The organism is Pseudomonas sp. R19M, from assembly GCF_050312585.1.
GTDB classification, from domain to species: domain Bacteria; phylum Pseudomonadota; class Gammaproteobacteria; order Pseudomonadales; family Pseudomonadaceae; genus Aquipseudomonas; species Aquipseudomonas palleroniana.
On sequence record NZ_JBNPJV010000070.1, the window covers coordinates 28,287 to 47,279 of the forward strand.

At 60.7% G+C, this 18,993-nt stretch carries 22 protein-coding genes; 21 read left to right on the forward strand and 1 reads right to left on the reverse strand.

Translation table 11 applies throughout. The features are described from left to right. Positions 1–337: 337 nt before the first annotated feature. Genes rluC through ACQRBT_RS14785 form a run of 3 tightly spaced genes read left to right on the forward strand, consistent with a single transcriptional unit; the run spans position 338 to position 2,951 of the window. The gene (rluC, locus tag ACQRBT_RS14775; RefSeq protein WP_060756312.1) at positions 338–1,297 is read left to right on the forward strand and encodes a 23S rRNA pseudouridine(955/2504/2580) synthase RluC; all 960 of its coding nucleotides are present in this window, start codon (positions 338–340) and stop codon (positions 1,295–1,297) included. Then, positions 1,284–1,946: an HAD-IA family hydrolase gene (locus ACQRBT_RS14780; RefSeq protein WP_244385219.1), complete on the forward strand. Its 663-nt coding sequence runs from the start codon at positions 1,284–1,286 to the stop codon at positions 1,944–1,946. Before rluC ends, ACQRBT_RS14780 begins: the two co-directional genes overlap by 14 nt. Before the next feature lie 21 nt (positions 1,947–1,967). After that, complete coding sequence (locus ACQRBT_RS14785; protein WP_244385220.1) at positions 1,968–2,951, forward strand: S49 family peptidase; 984 nt, start codon at positions 1,968–1,970, stop codon at positions 2,949–2,951. Between the two features lie 132 nt (positions 2,952–3,083). Here ACQRBT_RS14785 and ACQRBT_RS14790 read toward each other — a convergent pair whose 3' ends face one another. Further along, positions 3,084–3,662 carry a Maf family protein gene (locus ACQRBT_RS14790; protein WP_244385221.1) on the reverse strand — a complete coding sequence of 193 codons (579 nt, stop codon included), beginning with the start codon at positions 3,660–3,662 and terminating at the stop codon, positions 3,084–3,086. Between the two features lie 105 nt (positions 3,663–3,767). On the opposite strand from ACQRBT_RS14790, the gene ACQRBT_RS14795 reads away from it, so the two are divergent. The 18 genes from ACQRBT_RS14795 (at position 3,768) to ACQRBT_RS14880 (ending at position 18,917) form a co-directional block, all read left to right on the forward strand. Then, complete coding sequence (locus tag ACQRBT_RS14795; protein WP_060756308.1) at positions 3,768–4,298, forward strand: YceD family protein; 531 nt, start codon at positions 3,768–3,770, stop codon at positions 4,296–4,298. A gap of 13 nt (positions 4,299–4,311) precedes the next feature. After that, complete coding sequence (gene rpmF, locus ACQRBT_RS14800) at positions 4,312–4,494, forward strand: 50S ribosomal protein L32 (protein ID WP_003179396.1); 183 nt, start codon at positions 4,312–4,314, stop codon at positions 4,492–4,494. A gap of 4 nt (positions 4,495–4,498) precedes the next feature. Next, positions 4,499–5,509 (forward strand): phosphate acyltransferase PlsX, encoded by a 1,011-nt coding sequence (gene plsX / locus ACQRBT_RS14805; protein WP_090369099.1) that lies wholly within the window; start codon positions 4,499–4,501, stop codon positions 5,507–5,509. 127 nt (positions 5,510–5,636) lie between these two features. Further along, the gene (fabD, locus tag ACQRBT_RS14810) at positions 5,637–6,575 is read left to right on the forward strand and encodes an ACP S-malonyltransferase (protein ID WP_060756306.1); all 939 of its coding nucleotides are present in this window, start codon (positions 5,637–5,639) and stop codon (positions 6,573–6,575) included. Between the two features lie 24 nt (positions 6,576–6,599). Beyond that, positions 6,600–7,343, forward strand: coding sequence for a 3-oxoacyl-ACP reductase FabG (gene fabG / locus ACQRBT_RS14815; protein ID WP_060756305.1), 744 nt, complete (start codon positions 6,600–6,602; stop codon positions 7,341–7,343). Positions 7,344–7,534: 191 nt separating this feature from the next. After that, positions 7,535–7,771 carry an acyl carrier protein gene (acpP, locus tag ACQRBT_RS14820; protein WP_007987170.1) on the forward strand — a complete coding sequence of 79 codons (237 nt, stop codon included), beginning with the start codon at positions 7,535–7,537 and terminating at the stop codon, positions 7,769–7,771. A 128-nt stretch (positions 7,772–7,899) separates the two neighbouring features. Continuing rightward, positions 7,900–9,144, forward strand: a complete 1,245-nt coding sequence (gene fabF / locus ACQRBT_RS14825; protein ID WP_060756304.1) for a beta-ketoacyl-ACP synthase II — start codon at positions 7,900–7,902, stop codon at positions 9,142–9,144. After that, positions 9,144–9,959, forward strand: a complete 816-nt coding sequence (gene pabC, locus ACQRBT_RS14830) for an aminodeoxychorismate lyase (RefSeq protein WP_104994594.1) — start codon at positions 9,144–9,146, stop codon at positions 9,957–9,959. The genes fabF and pabC overlap by 1 nt, the downstream gene beginning before the upstream one ends. Position 9,960: 1 nt before the next feature. After that, on the forward strand, positions 9,961–11,082 hold the full coding sequence (gene mltG / locus ACQRBT_RS14835; RefSeq protein WP_104994593.1) for an endolytic transglycosylase MltG: 1,122 nt from the start codon (positions 9,961–9,963) through the stop codon (positions 11,080–11,082). A 19-nt stretch (positions 11,083–11,101) separates the two neighbouring features. Then, positions 11,102–11,734, forward strand: coding sequence for a dTMP kinase (tmk, locus tag ACQRBT_RS14840; protein ID WP_412047552.1), 633 nt, complete (start codon positions 11,102–11,104; stop codon positions 11,732–11,734). After that, entirely contained in the window at positions 11,727–12,716 is a 990-nt protein-coding gene (locus ACQRBT_RS14845; protein ID WP_104994591.1) for a DNA polymerase III subunit delta', read from the forward strand. The genes tmk and ACQRBT_RS14845 overlap by 8 nt, the downstream gene beginning before the upstream one ends. A gap of 63 nt (positions 12,717–12,779) precedes the next feature. Continuing rightward, positions 12,780–13,565, forward strand: coding sequence for a TatD family hydrolase (locus ACQRBT_RS14850; protein WP_060756299.1), 786 nt, complete (start codon positions 12,780–12,782; stop codon positions 13,563–13,565). 443 nt (positions 13,566–14,008) lie between these two features. After that, positions 14,009–14,650: a TetR/AcrR family transcriptional regulator gene (locus tag ACQRBT_RS14855; protein ID WP_090369111.1), complete on the forward strand. Its 642-nt coding sequence runs from the start codon at positions 14,009–14,011 to the stop codon at positions 14,648–14,650. 114 nt (positions 14,651–14,764) lie between these two features. After that, positions 14,765–15,733 (forward strand): GTP 3',8-cyclase MoaA, encoded by a 969-nt coding sequence (locus ACQRBT_RS14860; protein ID WP_412047553.1) that lies wholly within the window; start codon positions 14,765–14,767, stop codon positions 15,731–15,733. Between the two features lie 220 nt (positions 15,734–15,953). Further along, positions 15,954–16,559, forward strand: coding sequence for a DUF4823 domain-containing protein (locus tag ACQRBT_RS14865; RefSeq protein WP_060756296.1), 606 nt, complete (start codon positions 15,954–15,956; stop codon positions 16,557–16,559). 15 nt (positions 16,560–16,574) lie between these two features. Next, entirely contained in the window at positions 16,575–17,135 is a 561-nt protein-coding gene (locus tag ACQRBT_RS14870) for a DUF1285 domain-containing protein (RefSeq protein WP_198763451.1), read from the forward strand. Between the two features lie 70 nt (positions 17,136–17,205). Further along, entirely contained in the window at positions 17,206–17,919 is a 714-nt protein-coding gene (locus ACQRBT_RS14875; protein ID WP_411985689.1) for a GntR family transcriptional regulator, read from the forward strand. Further along, entirely contained in the window at positions 17,916–18,917 is a 1,002-nt protein-coding gene (locus ACQRBT_RS14880) for an ADP-ribosylglycohydrolase family protein (RefSeq protein WP_412047554.1), read from the forward strand. The genes ACQRBT_RS14875 and ACQRBT_RS14880 overlap by 4 nt, the downstream gene beginning before the upstream one ends. Positions 18,918–18,993: the final 76 nt, after the last annotated feature.

Sequence of the window (18,993 nt, forward strand, 5' to 3'; positions counted from 1 at the left end):
AGCTCTTAACAGGCGTTATTTCCGAAGCATTCGCCATGGTCTGGCTCAAGACTGACTGCACTTTGTGAACTGGCCGTAAATATCGGCGCAAAACGCGAGTATTCACTCTGCTTTCTGCACTCGCTTCAGGCCTCATGTCACCTGCGCTTGTTACAATCCCGAGTCTTCCAACGTGGCGAAAGCCCCGTAGGACGGCCTCGCGTCCTGATGAATTGCGATGGTCAGGGCCGGCAGTTTGCCGCAAGTCCTCTGGCCAGGCCGCTTTTGGCGGCGTTCGCGACTATAGCAGTAATGATTAAGTGCTTCAATTCCATAAAAAATTGTTATCATCGCCGCCATGACGACTACCGCCCCCCAGACCCCCAGCGTCCAGCTGCTTGAGGTCTCGCCGGAATATGCCGGCCAACGCATCGACAATTTTCTCCTGGCCAGGCTCAAAGGCGTGCCCAAGACCTTGATTTACCGCATCTTGCGAAAAGGTGAAGTGCGCGTGAACAAGGGCCGGATCAAGCCCGAGTACAAGCTGCAGGCGGGCGATATCGTCCGTGTGCCGCCGGTTCGCGTGCCGGAGCGTGACGAACCTGTGCCGTTGGCCCAGGGTTTGTTGCAGCGCCTGGAAGCCTCGATTGTCTTCGAAGACAACAAGCTGATCGTGATCAACAAGCCGTGTGGCATTGCGGTCCACGGTGGCAGCGGCCTGAATTTCGGGGTCATCGAAGCCTTTCGTCAGTTGCGCCCGGATGCCAAGGAGCTGGAACTGGTTCATCGCCTGGACCGTGACACCTCCGGCCTGCTGATGATCGCCAAGAAACGCAGCATGTTGCGTCACTTGCACACCGCCCTGCGGGGTGACGGTGTGGACAAACGCTATATGGCGCTGGTGCGCGGTCACTGGGCCAGCTCCCTCAAGAGCGTCCGGGCGCCGTTGCAGAAGAGCAATCTGCGCTCTGGCGAACGGATGGTCGAAGTGGACGAGGAGGGCAAGGAGGCGCTGACTCTGTTCAAGGTGCTGCGCCGTTTCGGCGACTTCGCCACCATGGTCGAGGCCAAGCCGGTGACCGGGCGTACCCACCAGATTCGCGTGCATACCTTGCACGCGGGCCACTGTATTGCGGGTGACACCAAGTACGGGGACGAAGATTTCTCCAAGGAAATCCGCGACCTGGGCGGCAAGCGCCTGTTCCTGCACGCCTACATGCTGACCGTGCCGCTGCCGGACGGTGGCGAGCTGAAGCTGCAGGCGCCGGTCGACGAGATGTGGGCCCAGACCGTGGAGCGTTTGAGTGCCGCACCCTGACTACAAGCTGCTGATCTTTGATTGGGATGGCACGCTGGCTGACTCCATTGGCCGCATTGTCGAGTCCATGCACATGGCCTCGACCCGCTCCGGCTTCGCGCTGTGCAGCGACTCGGCGGTCAAGGGCATCATCGGCCTGGGCTTGCCTGAAGCGATACGCACGTTGTATCCGGAGATCGACGATCAAGAGCTGATCGCGTTTCGCCAGCACTATGCCGATCATTATATTGCCTTGGAGGCGCAGCCTTCGCCGCTATTTGATGGCGTGCGGCAATCCCTCGAGACCTTTCGCGCCGAGGGCTATCACCTCGCCGTGGCGACCGGCAAGGCACGGCGCGGGCTCGATCGTGTGCTCAAGGCCCATGGCTTTGAGGATTATTTCGATATCACCCGCGCTGCGGATGAAACTGCCAGCAAGCCTCACCCTCTGATGCTGGAGCAGATCCTGGCTCACTGTGGTGTGGCGCCGCGCCAGGCGTTGATGGTGGGGGATGCTTCCTTCGACTTGATGATGGCGCGCAATGCCGGGATGGACAGTGTGGCCGTCAGCTATGGTGCCCAGTCGGCCGAGGCCTTGCAGCCCTACGAGCCGAGGCTGATGATTGATCATTTTTCTGAATTGCAGGCCTGGCTCGGTCAGGCCCGATAAGTCTTTGCTGGGGTTGATGGCATGAGTGACGAGTGGAAAGCGCCCGAAAAGGCCGAAAGCAGCGACGATAAAAGCTGGAAGCTGTTGGAGAAGACGCTGCTGGCCAGTGTCCAGGAGCAGCGTCGTTCAAGACGTTGGGGGATTTTCTTCAAATTGCTGACCTTTGTTTACCTACTCGCCATGCTGGCGCTGTTCAGTCCTTTGATGGACGTGGAAAAGAGCGCTACCCGTGGCGGTCACTACACTGCGCTGATCGAAGTGCGCGGGGTAATAGCCGACAAGGAGTCGGCCAGCGCCGACAACATTGTCAGCAGCCTGCGCGCTGCGTTCGAAGATCCCAAGGTCAAGGCCGTGATCCTGCGCATCAACAGCCCAGGTGGCAGCCCTGTGCAATCAGGCTACGTGTATGACGAGATTCGCCGCCTGCGCACGCTGCATCCGGATACCAAGCTGTACGCAGTGATCGCCGACCTGGGTGCCTCGGGTGCTTATTACATCGCCAGCGCCGCTGATCAGATCTACGCCGATAAGGCCAGTCTGGTCGGCTCCATTGGTGTGACGGCTGCCGGTTACGGCTTTGTCGGCACCATGGAGAAGCTGGGGGTGGAGCGTCGCACCTATACCTCGGGCGAGCACAAAGCGTTTCTGGACCCATTTCAACCGCAAAAAGCTGACGAAACCCAGTTCTGGCAGGGCGTGCTCGACACCACTCATCGTCAGTTCATTGCCAGTGTGAAGCAGGGGCGTGGTGATCGCCTGAAGGATAAAGACCATCCGGAGCTGTTCTCCGGGTTGGTGTGGTCTGGCGAGCAGGCATTGCCGCTGGGCTTGATCGATGGGTTGGGCAGTGCCAGTTCGGTGGCGCGGGATGTGGTCGGCGAGAAGGAGTTGGTAGATTTCACGGTTGAAGAATCGCCGTTCGATCGGTTCTCCAAGAAGCTCGGTGCCAGTGTGGCGGAGAAGCTGGCCTTGTATATGGGCTTCCAGGGCCCGACTTTGCGCTGATACCTCCAGGTGTATGCAGCTTAAAATGTGGGAGGGGGCTTGCTCCCGATAGCGGTGTATCAGTCACTTTATTTGTAGCTGACCCACTGCAATCGGGAGCAAGCCCCCTCCCACAGTGGTTTTGTGGTGTTGTCAGGGGGTCTGTACGCCTTCGGCCAGCAGCATGTCCACCAGTCGGATCAGCGGCAGGCCCACTAAGCTCGTCGCATCCGGCCCTTCTGTGCTCTGAAACAAACTCACGCCCAAACCCTCGGCTTTGAAGCTGCCTGCGCAATCATACGGCTGCTCGATCCGCAGGTAGCGTTCGATGCGCTCCGCGTCCAGGACACGCATGTGCACGGTAAACGGCACGCAATCCACCTGGCACTGCCCGGTTTGGCTGTTGAGCAGCGCCAGGCCGGTGAGGAAGCTGACGCGCTTGCCGCTGGCCGCCAGCAACTGTTCGCGAGCCTTCTCGAAGGTGTGCGGTTTGCCGATGATCTGGCCGTCAAGCGCGGCTACCTGGTCCGAACCGATGATCAGGTGCCCTGTGTGGGTAGTGGCGAGGGCGCGGGCCTTGTCTTCGGCCAGGCGCTTGACCAGCGCCACGGCGGACTCATTTGCGTGAGGGGTTTCGTCGATATCCGGCGAGCTGCAGATGAACGGCAGGTGCAGTCGGCTCAGCAATTCCCGGCGATAAACCGAGCTGGATGCGAGTAATAAAGGCAGCATGGACGTCTCCTCAAGGCAGTCGCCGATTCTAGCGGGGCGACCGGCTGACGCACAGGGCTGAATTTCCTTTGACATGGCTGGGTGCATCCCTATAATGCTGCGCCTATGTTGAATGACCCGATTCCACCTCACGTTGACCCGCGCAAATTGGCAGATCGTGGCACTTCCCTTCAAGGTGAATTGCCGCTGGCCGATTTGGAGAGACTCTGCGACCCGCTTTCCGACAGTGTCGGTACGGTGCAGGCCAAATTCGTTTTTGAACGAGATGAGCGTAAGGCTGTGGTAATCCACAGTTTTATCGACACCGAAGTCAAAATGGTTTGCCAGCGTTGTCTTGAGCTGGTCACCCTGCCGATCCACAGCGAGTGCAGTTATGCTGTGGTGAAGGAGGGTGCGAATACCCAGTCGTTGCCGAAAGGTTATGACGTGCTGGAACTGGGCGAAGATCCTTTGGATCTGCATGCACTGATCGAGGAGGAGCTTTTGCTCGCCTTGCCCATTGTGCCTGCTCATCATCCGGAAGAATGCCAGCAGCCGGCGGGCCTCGATGACGAGCCCGAACCGAGCGAGGACGAGGTAACGCGGTCCAACCCGTTCAGTGTATTGGCGCAGTTAAAGCGTGACCCAAACGTTTAGGAGTTAATCAATTATGGCTGTTCAGCAGAACAAAAAATCCCGCTCCGCCCGTGACATGCGCCGTTCGCACGACGCTCTCGAGGCAAGCACCCTGTCCGTAGAAAAGACCACCGGTGAAGTTCACCTGCGTCACCACGTATCGCCAGAAGGCGTTTACCGTGGCCGTAAAGTGATCGACAAGGGCGCTGACGAGTAATCACTTGTCTGCTCAAGTCATCGCGATTGACGCAATGGGCGGGGACTTCGGTCCCCGCAGCATTGTTCAGGCTTGCATTGCCAGCCTGTCTGCTACGCCCTCGCTGCACCTGACCCTCGTCGGTCAACCCTCCTTACTTGAAGAACTGATTGCTGGCCATCCGGCAGTGGATCGCGCGCGCCTGACGATTACGCCGGCCAGCGAAACCATCGGAATGGATGAAAAGCCTGCGACCGCCTTGCGTGGCAAACCTGATTCCTCGATGCGGGTGGCCCTGGAGCTGTTACGCGATGGCAAGGTGCAAGCCTGTGTCAGTGCGGGGAACACCGGGGCCTTGATGGCGTTGTCGCGGTATGTGCTCAAGACGCTGCCCGGTATTGATCGGCCGGCGATGGTGGCGGCAATTCCGACGCAGAAGGGCTATTGCCAGTTGCTGGACCTGGGCGCGAACGTCGATTGCAGCGCCGAGCACCTGTTCCAGTTCGCCGTGATGGGCGCGGTGGCCGCCGAAGCGCTGGGCGTGGCCCGGCCGCGGGTGGCCCTGCTGAACATTGGCACCGAAGACATCAAGGGCAACCAGCAGGTCAAGTTGGCGGCTACGTTGCTGCAGGGCGCGCGGGGCTTGAATTACATCGGCTTTGTCGAAGGTGATGGTTTGTACCGGGGCGAAGCGGATGTGGTGGTATGCGATGGGTTTGTTGGCAATATCCTGCTTAAATCCAGCGAAGGCCTGGCGACCATGATCGCCGCGCGTATTGAAGCGTTGTTCAGGCGAAACCTGGCGTCGCGTGTGGTCGGCGCCCTGGCATTGCCGTTGATGCGCCGCTTGCAGGCTGACCTGGCCCCGGCACGGCACAATGGCGCCAGCTTTCTCGGTTTGCAGGGCATCGTGGTGAAAAGCCATGGCTCGGCGGGGGTGGAAGGCTTTCAAAGTGCGATTGCGCGTGCGGTGATCGAAATCCAGGAAAACCTGCCGCAGCGTTTGCACGGCCGGCTTGAGGATTTGTTGTCTTAGGCGAATCGGCCCGGGAATGCTTAAATGTGACCGGCCAGTTCAATTGACCATCCAATCTGTCAGTTTCGTTCGCTCCCACCGTAGGAGCGACCATTTTTTGACGACCAGATCATTAGGGGCTTGTTACATGTCTACATCCCTCGCATTCGTCTTTCCAGGGCAGGGTTCGCAGTCCCTCGGCATGTTGGCCGAGCTGGGCGCGCAATATCCGCTGGTTCTGGAAACCTTCAAGGAAGCTTCCGATGCCCTGGGTTACGACCTGTGGGCACTGACCCAGCAAGGGCCGGAAGAGCAACTCAATCAAACCGACAAAACCCAGCCGGCCATCCTGACCGCTTCGATCGCCCTGTGGCGCTTGTGGTTGGCAGAAGGTGGCGCGCGCCCGGCATTCGTTGCCGGCCACAGCCTGGGTGAATACAGTGCATTGGTTGCCGCGGGCAGCTTGACCCTGGCCGAAGCGGTCAAGTTGGTCGAGCGTCGGGGGCAGTTGATGCAAGAAGCCGTTCCGGCCGGGCAGGGCGGCATGGCCGCGATCCTGGGCCTGGACGATGCTGTGGTGATCGAGGCTTGCGCCGAAGCCGCCCAGGGCGAAGTGGTCAGTGCGGTCAACTTCAACTCCCCGGGCCAGGTGGTGATCGCCGGCGCCAAGGCTGCCGTTGAGCGCGCCATCGAAGGTTGCAAGGCCCGTGGCGCCAAGCGTGCGCTACCCTTGCCGGTGAGCGTGCCGTCCCACTGCGAGCTGATGCGCCCGGCCGCCGAGCGTTTTGCCGAGTCCATCAATGCGATCGACTGGCAGGCGCCGCAGATTCCGTTGGTACAGAACGTCAGCGCCGCCGTGGCTGCCGACCTCGGCACCCTCAAGCGCGACCTGCTGGAGCAGCTCTATAAGCCTGTGCGTTGGGTTGAATCGGTCCAGGCTCTGGCTGCCAACGGCGCCACCGAGTTGGTCGAGTGTGGCCCGGGCAAAGTCCTGGCCGGCCTCAACAAGCGCTGTGCCGACGGCGTGTCGACTGCCAACCTGAATACCCCGGATGCCTTCGCTGCCGCGCGCGCGGCACTGGCCTGATCCCCACACTTAGGAGAAGCCTGCATGAGTCTGCAAGGTAAAGTTGCACTGGTCACCGGCGCAAGCCGTGGCATTGGCCAGGCGATCGCCCTGGAATTGGGCCGTCAGGGCGCGGTCGTGATCGGCACCGCCACTTCCGCTTCGGGCGCCGAGCGTATCGCCGCGACCCTGAAGGAAAACGGCGTTCAGGGCACTGGCCTTGAGCTGAACGTGACCAGCGATGAGTCCGTGGCTGCCGTACTGGCTGAAATCACTGCACAGTTCGGCGCTCCGTCGATCCTGGTAAACAACGCCGGCATCACCCGCGACAACCTGATGATGCGTATGAAAGACGACGAGTGGTACGACGTGGTCGACACCAACTTGAACAGTCTGTTTCGCTTGTCCAAGGGCGTTTTGCGCGGCATGACCAAGGCGCGTTGGGGCCGAATTATCAATATTGGCTCCGTAGTGGGTGCCATGGGCAACGCAGGCCAAGTAAACTATGCCTCCGCCAAGGCCGGCCTGGAAGGTTTCAGCCGTGCACTGGCGCGTGAGGTCGGTTCGCGGTCGATTACGGTCAACTCGGTGGCCCCTGGGTTCATCGACACCGATATGACCCGTGAACTGCCTGAGGCGCAGCGTGAAGCCTTGCTGACGCAGATTCCGCTGGGCCGTCTGGGCCAGGCTCAAGAGATCGCGAATGTGGTCTCTTTCCTGGCATCCGACGGTGCGGCATACGTGACTGGGGCTACAATCCCGGTGAACGGCGGGATGTACATGAGTTAAATTGTGACGGATCGCTTCAAAAAAATGTCATACGAGCTGTCTAAAATCCGTTATAAAGCTGCAACTTAATTTATAGGCAGGTGGCCGACTGGGTACAGGGTGAAGCTTTCAGTTGAAAAGCTGAAATGGCTTTCTATACACTTACCCACTGGCCAGCTGCCTGAATTTGTCCATTAGGAGTTAAACAAGGTATGAGCACCATCGAAGAGCGCGTCAAGAAAATCGTCGCCGAGCAACTGGGCGTTAAGGAAGAAGAAGTGGTCAACACTGCTTCCTTCGTAGAAGACCTGGGTGCCGATTCCCTTGACACCGTTGAGCTGGTGATGGCTCTGGAAGAGGAATTCGAGACCGAAATCCCGGACGAAGAAGCTGAAAAAATCACTACTGTTCAAGCTGCTATCGACTACGTTACTGCCCACCAGGCGTAATAGTTTGTAGTCGTCGCTTGCTGTCAGGGAAAAACCGCACTGCTGTAACGGCGTGCGGTTTTTTCTTTAGCTCTGATGAAAAGTAAGCGATGAAGCAAAAGTGTCGTCATTAGAAAAAGGAGAGTGCTGTGTCGCGTAGACGCGTCGTAGTCACCGGTATGGGTATGTTGTCGCCACTGGGCACGGATGTGCCGAGCAGTTGGCAGGGCATTCTGGCTGGCCGCAGTGGTATTGGTCTGATCGAACACACGGACCTTTCTGCCTATTCCACCCGTTTTGGCGGCTCGGTAAAGGGTTTCAATGTCGAGGAGTACCTCTCGGTCAAGGAATCCCGCAAGCTCGACCTGTTCATTCAATACGGCCTGGCAGCCGGTTTTCAGGCAGTGCGTAACGCCGGCCTGGAAGTCACCGACGCCAACCGTGACCGCATCGGCGTGGCCATGGGGTCGGGTATTGGCGGTTTGACCAATATCGAAGAAACCAGCCGCACATTGCACGATTCCGGCCCTCGTCGAATTTCACCGTTCTTCGTGCCGGGCTCGATCATCAATATGATTTCCGGTTTCCTGTCCATCCATCTGGGGGCACAGGGGCCTAACTACGCCATCGCCACGGCGTGCACCACCGGCACGCACTGCATCGGCATGGCGGCGCGCAACATCGCCTATGACGAAGCCGACGTGATGATCGCCGGCGGCGCCGAAATGGCGGCCTGCGGTCTGGGCATGGGCGGCTTTGGCGCGTCTCGCGCACTGTCGACCCGCAATGACGAACCGACCCGTGCCAGCCGTCCGTGGGACAAGGGCCGTGACGGTTTCGTACTGTCCGACGGCGCCGGTGCCCTGGTACTGGAAGAGCTGGAGCACGCCAAGGCGCGCGGTGCCACCATCTATGCCGAGCTGATCGGCTTCGGCATGAGCGGTGACGCCTACCACATGACCTCGCCACCGTCCGACGGTGCCGGTGCTGCCCGCTGCATCGCCAATGCCCTGCGTGACGCGAAGGTCAATGCCAACCAGGTGCAGTACATCAATGCCCATGGCACTTCGACTCCGACGGGTGACCTGGCGGAAGCTGAGGCGATCAAGTCGGTGTTTGGCGAACACGCCTACAAGCTGGCAGTCAGCTCGACCAAGTCCATGACCGGCCACCTGTTGGGTGCGGCGGGCGCGGTTGAGGCGATCTTCAGCGTAATGGCCATCAAGGATCAGGTCGCGCCGCCGACCATCAACCTCGATGAGCCGGACGAAGGTTGCGACCTGAACTTCGTGCCCCACGAAGCGCAACCCATGCCGATCGATGTGGCGATCTCCAACTCGTTCGGTTTTGGTGGCACCAACGGTTCCCTGGTGTTCCGCCGGTTCGCCGAGTGATGCACAGCTGGGTCGACGGTCAGCCAGCGGGCAGCGTGCCTCTGAAAGATCGCGGCCTGGCGTATGGCGACGGGCTGTTCGAGACCATCGCCGTCAGGGCCGGTCAACCTGCGTTGCTCGACCGCCACCTGCAACGCCTGGATGAGGGGTGCAGGCGGTTGGCGCTGGTTGCGGATCAGTCACTGATCCGCAGCGAAGTGCTGGCGTATGCCGCCGCCCTCGGCGACGGCGTTCTCAAGTTGATCCTTACCCGCGGCGACAGCCTGCGCGGTTACGGCATCAACCCTGGCGCTCCCGTGCGCCGTATCTTGCAGGGCAGTCCGCCCGCATCCTATCCCCCGGCCCATGGACTTGAAGGTGTCCGCCTGTTTCCGTGCGCCACCCGTTTGGCCGAACAGCCATTACTGGCAGGGCTCAAGCACCTCAACCGCCTGGAGCAGGTGATCGCTCGCGCCGAGTGGCAGGACGCCGAGCATGCCGAAGGTTTGATGCTGGATATGTCCGGTCGCGTGATCGAAGGCGTGTTCAGCAACCTGTTCCTGGTATGCGACGGCGGGTTGCTGACCGCTGATCTGAATCGTTGCGGGGTTGCCGGGGTCATGCGCGCTGAGGTTTTGGCCCAGGCGCAGGTACTGGGCCTCCCGGTTACCGTGGCCGACATCAGCCTGGAGCAGTTGCGGCAGGCTGACGAAGTGTTTGTGTGCAACAGCGTTTATGGCATTTGGCCGGTGCGTGGCTGCGCTGCGATGAGCTGGTCGGTTGGGCCGCTCACCCGTAAACTGCAGGGCATTGTTCGCGCACTATTGGATATTTGAGTTGATACGAAAACTGCTTTTATTGCTGCTGGTAGGCTTGGTCTCGGCAGGCATTGTGCTGGGCTTTTCGGCCTGGAAGCTCGATTCTGCCCTGAAACAACCCCTGAAGCTGAGCCAGGAGCAATTGCTGGATGTACCGGCCGGGGCAACCCCGACGGGCACCTTCAATCGCCTGGAGGCCGAGGGTGTGCTTGACGGTGCCTTCTGGCTGCGCCTGTACTGGCGTTTCAACCTTGACGGCCAGCCACTGCACAGCGGCGAATACCGCATGACCCCTGGCCTGACTGCTGAAGGCTTGATCGGTCTATGGCAGCGTGGCGAAGTGGTGCAATACAGCCTGACGCTGGTCGAAGGCTGGAATTTCCGCCAGGTGCGTGCGGCGTTGGCCAAGCACGAAAAAATTGTGCAGACCCTGTCCGGCCTGAGCGACAAGGAAGTGATGGAAAAACTCGGCCACCCGGACGTGTTTCCAGAAGGGCGCTTCTTCCCGGACACCTATCGCTTCGTGCGCGGCATGACCGACGTCGAATTCCTGAAAAAAGCCTACAACCGCCTGGACGATGTACTCGCCCAGGAGTGGAGCAAGCGGGCTGCCGATGCACCTTACACCGATCCCTATCAAGCGCTGATCATGGCCTCGCTGGTGGAGAAAGAGACCGGGGTGCCGGAGGAGCGGGGGCAGATTGCCGGGGTGTTCGTGCGGCGCATGAAGATGGGCATGCTGCTGCAGACCGACCCGACGGTGATCTATGGCCTGGGCGAACGCTACACCGGCAAGCTGACGCGGGCGCATCTCAAGGAGGCCAACCCGTACAACACCTACATGGTCGCCGGCCTGCCGCCGACGCCGATCGCCATGGTCGGCCGCGAGGCCATCCACGCGGCGTTGAACCCGGTGCCGGGTAGCAGCCTGTATTTTGTTGCGCGTGGCGATGGCAGCCATATTTTTTCCGATGACCTGGATGCGCATAATGCGGCCGTGCGTGAGTTTCAACTCAAGCGCCGTGCCGACTATCGCTCCAGCCCGGCGCCGGTGGTCAAGCCGCCGCAAGACACAACGCCACCGGCCGATGCGCCCACTGAGCCCGCGCCGGACACCGCCGCGCCGCAAAGCCTGCAATGACTCTGACTAAGGACTGCCTGTGACTGGCTTGTTTATTACCCTGGAAGGCCCGGAAGGTGCCGGCAAAAGCACCAATCGCGATTACCTGGCCGAACGGCTGCGCGCAGAGGGCATCGAGGTTGTGCTGACCCGTGAGCCAGGGGGCACGCCGCTGGCCGAACGTATTCGTGAAGTGTTATTGGCGCCGGGTGAAGAACAGATGAACCCGGACACCGAGCTACTGCTGGTATTCGCCGCCCGTGCCCAGCACCTGGCCGAAGTGATTCGCCCGGCGCTGGCACGCGGTGCCGTGGTGATCTGCGACCGTTTCACCGACTCCACCTATGCCTATCAGGGCGGCGGCCGGGGTTTGTCGGTGGAGCGCATCGCCGCGTTGGAAACGTTCGTGCAAGGCGATTTGCGCCCTGACCTGACCCTGGTGTTCGACCTGCCGGTTGAAGTCGGCCTGGCGCGGGCCAGTGCCCGTGGTCGCCTGGACCGTTTCGAACTGGAAGGCCGCACCTTTTTTGATGCCGTGCGCACGGCGTTCCTCAAGCGCGCCGCCGCCGAGCCTGCGCGTTACTATTTGCTGGACGCGGCGCAGCCCCTGACTCAAGTGCAACACGCCATCGATGCGCTGTTGCCTGCATTGCTGGAGCGCACCCGTGGCTGAAGCCTACCCCTGGCAGGATAGCCTCTGGCAGCAATTGGCCGGTCGTGCCCAGCACGCCCACGCCTACCTGCTGCACGGGCCGGCAGGTATCGGCAAGCGTGATCTGGCCGAGCGGCTGATGGCGAGCCTGTTGTGCCAGCAACCGGTCAACCTGGACGCCTGCGGCGTATGCAAGTCCTGCCTGTTGCTCAAGGCAGGCAGCCACCCGGATAACTACCTGCTGGAACCCGAGGAGGCCGACAAGGCGATCAAGGTCGACCAGGTGCGCGACCTCGTCAGCTTCGTGGTGCAGACCGCACAGATGGGCGGGCGCAAGGTGGTCTTGATCGAGCCGGTGGAGGCCATGAACATCAACGCCGCCAATGCCTTGCTCAAGAGCCTGGAAGAACCGTCCGGCGATACGGTACTGCTGTTGGTCAGCCATCAGTCCAGCCGTTTGTTGCCGACCATTCGCAGTCGTTGCGTGCAGCAGGCATGCCCCTTGCCGAGTGAGGCGATGAGCCTTGAGTGGCTGGCGCAGGCACTGCCGGACTGTTCCGCAGATGAGCGGGTCGAGTTGTTGACCCTGGCCGCCGGTTCCCCTTTGGCCGCCGTCAAGCTGCAGGCCCAGGGCGTGCGTGAGCAGCGGGCGTTGGTGGTCGATGGGGTGAAGAAACTGCTCAAGCAGGAACTCTCGGCCACCCAGCTGGCTGAAAGCGCCTGGAAGGATGTTCCCCTGCTGCTGCTGTTCGACTGGTTCTGCGACTGGTCGAGCCTGATCCTGCGCTACCAGTTGACCCAGGATGAAAGCGGCCTGGGACTGCCCGATATGCGCAAAGTTGTGCAGTACCTCGCGCAGAAAAGTGCGCAGGACAAGGTGCTGAATATCCAGGACTGGATTCTCGCTCAGCGCCAGAAGGTCCTCGGCAAGGCCAACCTCAACCGTGTGCTGTTGCTCGAAGCACTGCTGGTGCAATGGGCCGGTCTGCTCGGCCGTCGTTAATTTCCGTGGCTGACGGGTGTATCGTTGGCCAGACACTTATCGTGACTCAAGTTGTAACTTCCTATGCTCGTAGACTCCCATTGCCATCTTGATCGACTCGACCTTGCCCAGCACGGCGGCTCCCTTGACGCTGCCCTTGAAGCGGCGCGCCAGCGCGGGGTAGGGCACTTCCTGTGTATTGGCGTCAGCGCCGAGAACGCCGCCGACGTCAAGGCCCTGGCCGAGCGTTACGCCGATGTGGATTGCTCGGTGGGTATCCACCCGCTGGACCTCAAGCCCGGCGAAGCGCCGGCCCTCGATTGGTTGCTGAGTGAACTCAACCACCCGCGCGTGGTGGCCATCGGCGAGACCGGGCTGGATTACCACTACGAGCCTGAAGCGGCCGAATTGCAGCAAGCGTCGTTCCGCCTGCACCTGCAAGCCGCCCGGCAAACCGCCAAGCCGGTGATTGTCCATACCCGTGGCGCCCGCGCCGACACCCTGGCCTTGCTGCGCGAAGCCGCATTGCCCCAGGCGGGTGTGCTGCATTGCTTCACTGAAGACTGGGACATGGCCAAGGCCGCTCTGGACCTGGGTTTCTACATCTCCCTGTCAGGCATCGTCACCTTCCGCAATGCTGACGCTTTGCGTGACGTGGCGCGCCAAGTGCCGGCCGACCGTTTGCTGGTGGAGACCGATTCGCCGTACCTGGCGCCGATTCCCCATCGTGGCAAACCGAACCTGCCGGAGTATGTGCGCGACGTGGCGGATTATCTGGCGATGCTGCGCGGCGAGTCCTACGAGCGTTTTGCCGAACAGACCACCGAGAATTTCCGGCGCCTGTTTCCGTTGGCTCACGTCGCTGTGTAAGAGGCTTAAACGGCAGGCAAAAAAAACCCGGGTTCTGGGGGGTGAATCCGGGCTAAGACCATTAGGAGTAAACAAGGGTACGCAGTCCGTCGGTACCCGGGTCGACGCGCCACTTGGGGGAGATGCCACGCCGACAGTTGAAGTATTGATCACTATCCTATTCAGTCCAGTCGGATCTGATCGTTTTTTAAACAGATTTGGAATACACGCGCTTCCCTTGAGTTCTCATTGGGTTGATGGGCAGGTGCAGGTGTTGCGTATTATTTCTGACTGATATCGGTAAAAACGTTGGCGTGCTGAAAGTTTAGTGCGGAGCGGGTTCACATAGGCGTTGCCCAACGACCGTTCAGTCGGGATAATCCCTCAAACCGGGTAAATCGTATCGCCAGGTATCCCTGGCCCTGCGCAACCCTTCACCTATTCACTCTGCAGACCTTTTCCTCATGCAAAAAGAACCCCGTAAGGTCCGTGAGTTTCGCCGCCGCGAGCAGGAAATTCTCGACACCGCACTCAAGCTGTTCCTCGAACAAGGTGAAGACAGCGTCACCGTCGAGATGATTGCGGATGCCGTGGGTATCGGCAAAGGCACCATCTACAAGCACTTCAAGTCCAAGGCCGAGATTTACCTGCGCCTGATGCTCGACTACGAGCGCGACTTGAACGAGCTGTTGCACTCGGCCGACGTGGACAAGGACAAGGAAGCCCTGTCCCGGGCCTACTTCGAGTTCCGCATGCGCGACCCGCAGCGTTATCGCCTGTTCGACCGCCTGGAAGAAAAGGTAGTCAAGGGGCATCAGGTGCCGGAAATGGTGGAGGAGCTGCACAAGATCCGTGCCTCGAACTTCGAACGCCTGACCTTGCTGATCAAGGGCCGCATCAGCGAAGGCAAGCTTGAAGATGTGCCGCCCTATTTCCACTACTGCGCCGCCTGGGCGTTGGTGCACGGCGCCGTGGCGCTGTACCACTCGCCGTTCTGGAGTAATGTGCTGGAAGATCAGGAAGGCTTTTTCCAGTTCCTGATGGACATCGGTGTGCGCATGGGCAACAAGCGCAAACACTCGACGGACCTGCCGCCCGCACCCTGATGATTTTCTGCCTGGCGCGGTATCCCGGGAATATACTCAGGCAGGGATCTTGCTAAAAGCTGATTATTGAGTCAGCTTCTAGCGCGCCCACATTATCCTCTGCCGGAGTGATCCATGATCGTTGATCGTCAAGGCAGGCGGTTTCGCAATTTGCGGATCAGCCTGACTTCAGCCTGCAATTATGCGTGTACCTATTGCGTGCCCAATGGCAAGCGATTGGTGGCTGCCCAGGATGAACTCTCGGCTGAGGCGATGGCGCGTGGCGTGGCCTACCTGATCGAAGCGGCGGGCATCGACCGCCTGCGTATCACCGGCGGCGAGCCGTTGGTCAGCCCCAAGCTGGAAGCCTTCATGGGCGCGGTAGGGCAGATGGGCCTGAGTGACATCAGCCTGACCACCAATGGCCAGTTGCTTGCGCGCAAACTGCCGCTGTTGCTGGATGCCGGTATCCGGCGCATCAACGTCTCCCTCGATACCCTGGACGCCGACGCCTTTCGCAGCATTGCCCGTGGCGGCGACCTGGCCAGCGTGCTCGACGGTATGGACCAGGCCCGTGCGGCCGGGATCAAGATCAAGGTCAACATGGTGCCACTGCGCGGGCAGAACCTGGACCAGGTGCTGCCGCTGCTCGACTACTGCCTGGAGCGTGGCTACGAGCTGCGCTTTATCGAGCTGATGCGCATGGGCCACCTGGCCAAGGACTCCAACGCGTTCCTGCAGCAATTTGTCAGCCTGCAGCAACTGCTCAGCCTGATCGGCGAACATCACGACTATCTGCAGGCCGATGCCCCCGTGGATGCTACGGCGGTGCGTTATGAGGTGCCGGGCAAAGGCTTCTTCGGTGTGATCGCCAATGAAAGCGTACCGTTTTGCCGCACGTGTTCGCGACTGCGGCTGTCCTCTACCGGTTGGTTGCATGGTTGCCTGTCGTCGAGTAACCGGCATTACATCGGTGACCTGCTGGACAAGCCGCGCCACCAGGCTTTGCCGGCCCTGCAAGGCTTGTTGATGAAAGCCCTGGGCGACAAGCAGGAAGTCGCCTTCTCCGGCGGCGCGACAATCATGAAGATCATTGGCGGCTAACCCATCCCCAGGGCAACCCAACACCCGATGTGGGAGGGGCGGTGCGACGATTCGACTTGCTCCCGATAGGCCGCGCAGCGGCCTCAAAAATGGGCCTGCTACGCAGTCCATCGGGAGCAAGCCCCCTCCCACATTTGTTATGTGTTGCTACCAAATGGCGCAAAACCTGCATCTGACCCCCATTCGCCGGTTTTCCGTCACCGGCTTCTGGAGGATTAGGATGCGTAGTCTGGTTTTGTTGCTGGCGTCGTTGACGCTGAGTGGTTGCATGACCGTCAGCGATATGGCCGAAGGCACCCGTTATCAGATGAGCGACGCCGGGTTGCTGGACCACAGTGATACACGCCGTACGGCCTCGGTTCGCATACAGCCGGACTCCTTTGTCTTTATCGCCCAGGGCGCCTTTGTGCCGCCGGGCAGCGCCTACCCGCGCCCCAACGTGGTGGCCGAGGAAGCCTTCAATGGCTTCGTCGAGTATTTCCCCATGGTGCGCCGCGCCCGCAAGCCGGAAGGGCTCGAACAAGCCATGGCTGAGGCGCGGGCCGCAGGGGCGCATTACCTGTTGTATTGCCGCTTTGCGGCAGCCGATGACCGTATCGGCAATGCCGATGAGTGGACCGATCAGCAGGCCCTGGACCGGCTGGGCCTGGACAGCGGGGTGATCCAGATCATGTTGATCGAGACCAGCACCCAGTATTTGATTGATACTGCACGCATTCGCAGTCGTGGCGGTTTACTGACGTTCCACGACAACAAGCCAGAAGATCTGATTGCCCGCCCGCTGGCGCAGTACGCCCGAGGCTTGCTGGGTATGAGCAATCAGTAAGAGCAGGAGAACCCGATGACCGATTCCGCCAAGGCCAATGATCTGTTGGCCCAACTGCCCAAGGGTAAGGGACCGGCGCCAGTGCACCTGTGGAATCCGGATTTCTGCGGCCACATCGACATGCGCATCGCCCGCGACGGCACCTGGTTTTATCAGGGCACGCCGATTGGGCGTAAGCCGATGGTCAAGTTGTTCTCCAACATCATCCGCCGTGACGGTGACGAGTACTTTCTGGTCACGCCCGTGGAAAAGGTCGGCATCCGCGTCGATGATGCGCCGTTTGTCGCGTTGACCCTGGAGGTGCAAGGGCAGGGCGAAGACCAGGTGTTGCGCTTTACGACCAATGTCGATGAGCAGATCGACGCCGGCCTCGAACACCCGTTGCGGGTGGTGATCGATCCGGTCACCCAGGAACCGGCCCCCTATCTGCGGGTACGTACCAACCTGGAGGCCCTCGTGCATCGCAACGCGTTCTATCAATTGGTCGAGCTGGCGGTCAGCCGCCCGATCAACGGTCAGAACTGGCTGGGAGTCTGGAGCGGCGGGGAGTTTTTCCCCATTGGCCTGGAACCCTGAGGCGCGTTTTTTCATCTCCCTGAAATAATTTGCTTGCGGGAAACCGGCGCTTTCGGCTATCAATTTGTACATGATTAAACATGTTCGATTTGATAAGAAAAAACGCGTCGTCGACGAACTCATCCGCCGGATCGAGGCTGGAGTGATGGCCGACGGTTTCCTGCTCCCCGGCGAGCACCAGTTGGCCGAAGAGTTCGCGGTCAGCCGCGGCACCCTGCGCGAAGCGCTGGCCGAACTCAAGCGGCGCAACTACATCGCCACCCAGAGCGGTGTCGGCTCCATCGTCACCTTTGACGGCATGGCGCTCGACCAACGCAGCGGGTGGGCCCAGGCCCTGGCCGATACGGGCGCGCAGGTGACCACCGATATCCTGCGCCTGGAAGCCGTAACCCGTCCTGACCTGCTCAGCCGTTTCGGCAGCGACCAGTTCATTGCGCTCGACCGCCTGCGCCGCACTCCCGATGGTATCGCAGTGTCCCTGGAGCGCTCGTTGATGCCTGCTTGCGGTGGTCTGGAAAGTTTGCCCAGTGTCGGCCTGATCGATAACTCACTGACCATCACCTTGGCAGCCTTTGGCTACATAGGCGCCAACGGCGACCAATGGATCGGCGCCGAAGCCTTGAGTGACGACGATGCCGAGTTGCTCGGGCGACCCGCCGGCTGCGTGTTTCTCAAAGCCGCGCGTACCACTTACGACCGTCGCGAGCGTTTCATGGAATATGTCGAAAGCTGGCTGGACCCTCTGCATTTTCGTCTGCACCTGCAGTTTGGAGCGTCGAAATGAGCCCGCAAGACCGCGCGCTTGGCGCCTTCTACGGCTTGGCCCTGGGCGATGCCTTGGGGATGCCCACCCAGTCCCTGAGCCGCGAGCAAGTGCGCATGCAATTTGGTGCAATCACCGCTCTGCAAGATGCTCACGCCGACCAGCCTATCGCCCCGAACATGCCGGCCGGTTCGATTACGGATGACACCGAGCAAGCGATCCTGGTCGGTGAGTTACTGGTCGAGGGCCAGGGCAGGATCGACCCCCAGGTGCTCGCCCAACGCCTGATCGACTGGGAAGCAGCCATGCGCGCCAAGGGCTCCCAGGATTTGCTCGGCCCGTCGACCAAGCGCGCGATCGAGATGATTCTCGCCGGCCACACGCCGCAAGAGTCCGGACGCTACGGCACCACCAATGGTGCGGCCATGCGTATTACGCCGGTGGGCATTGCCGCCGACATCCGCGACCCGGCGCAGTTTATCCAGGCGGTGATCCAGGCGTGCCAGGTCACCCATAACACCACGCTGGGCATCTCCAGTGCGGCGGCGGTGGCGGCGGTGGTGTCGGCCGGCATCAACGGAGTGGACTTGGGTGAAGCCTTGAACATCGGCGTCCAGATCGCCCAACAAGCGCAGGACCATGGCTATTGGGTGGCTGGCGGACGCATTTCCACGCGGATCAGTTGGGCGCGCACCTTGAGCGTGGGCAGCGGCGACAAGGCGCTGTTCGCTGACCTGCTTTATGAGTTGATCGGCACCTCCGTGGCGTCCCAGGAATCGGTAGTGGTGTCGTTCGCCCTGGCCCAGCAAGTGGCGGTGGGTGATATGAGCGCATTCGAAGCGCTGTGCCTGGCCGCCAGCCTCGGCGGCGACACTGACACCATCGCCGCGATGCTCGGCGCCATGCTCGGCGCGTGCCTGGGGCTGCAGTGTTGGCCTGAGGCGATGATCGAACAGGTGAAGGTCGTCAATCGTCTGGATCTACAGCCGTTGGTCACAGCCTTGCTCGCCATGCGCTAAGCGCCGCAGGCAAACCTGTGGGAGGGGGCTTGCTCCCGATAGCGGTGGGTCAGTTGATACATCAGGTGGCTGACCC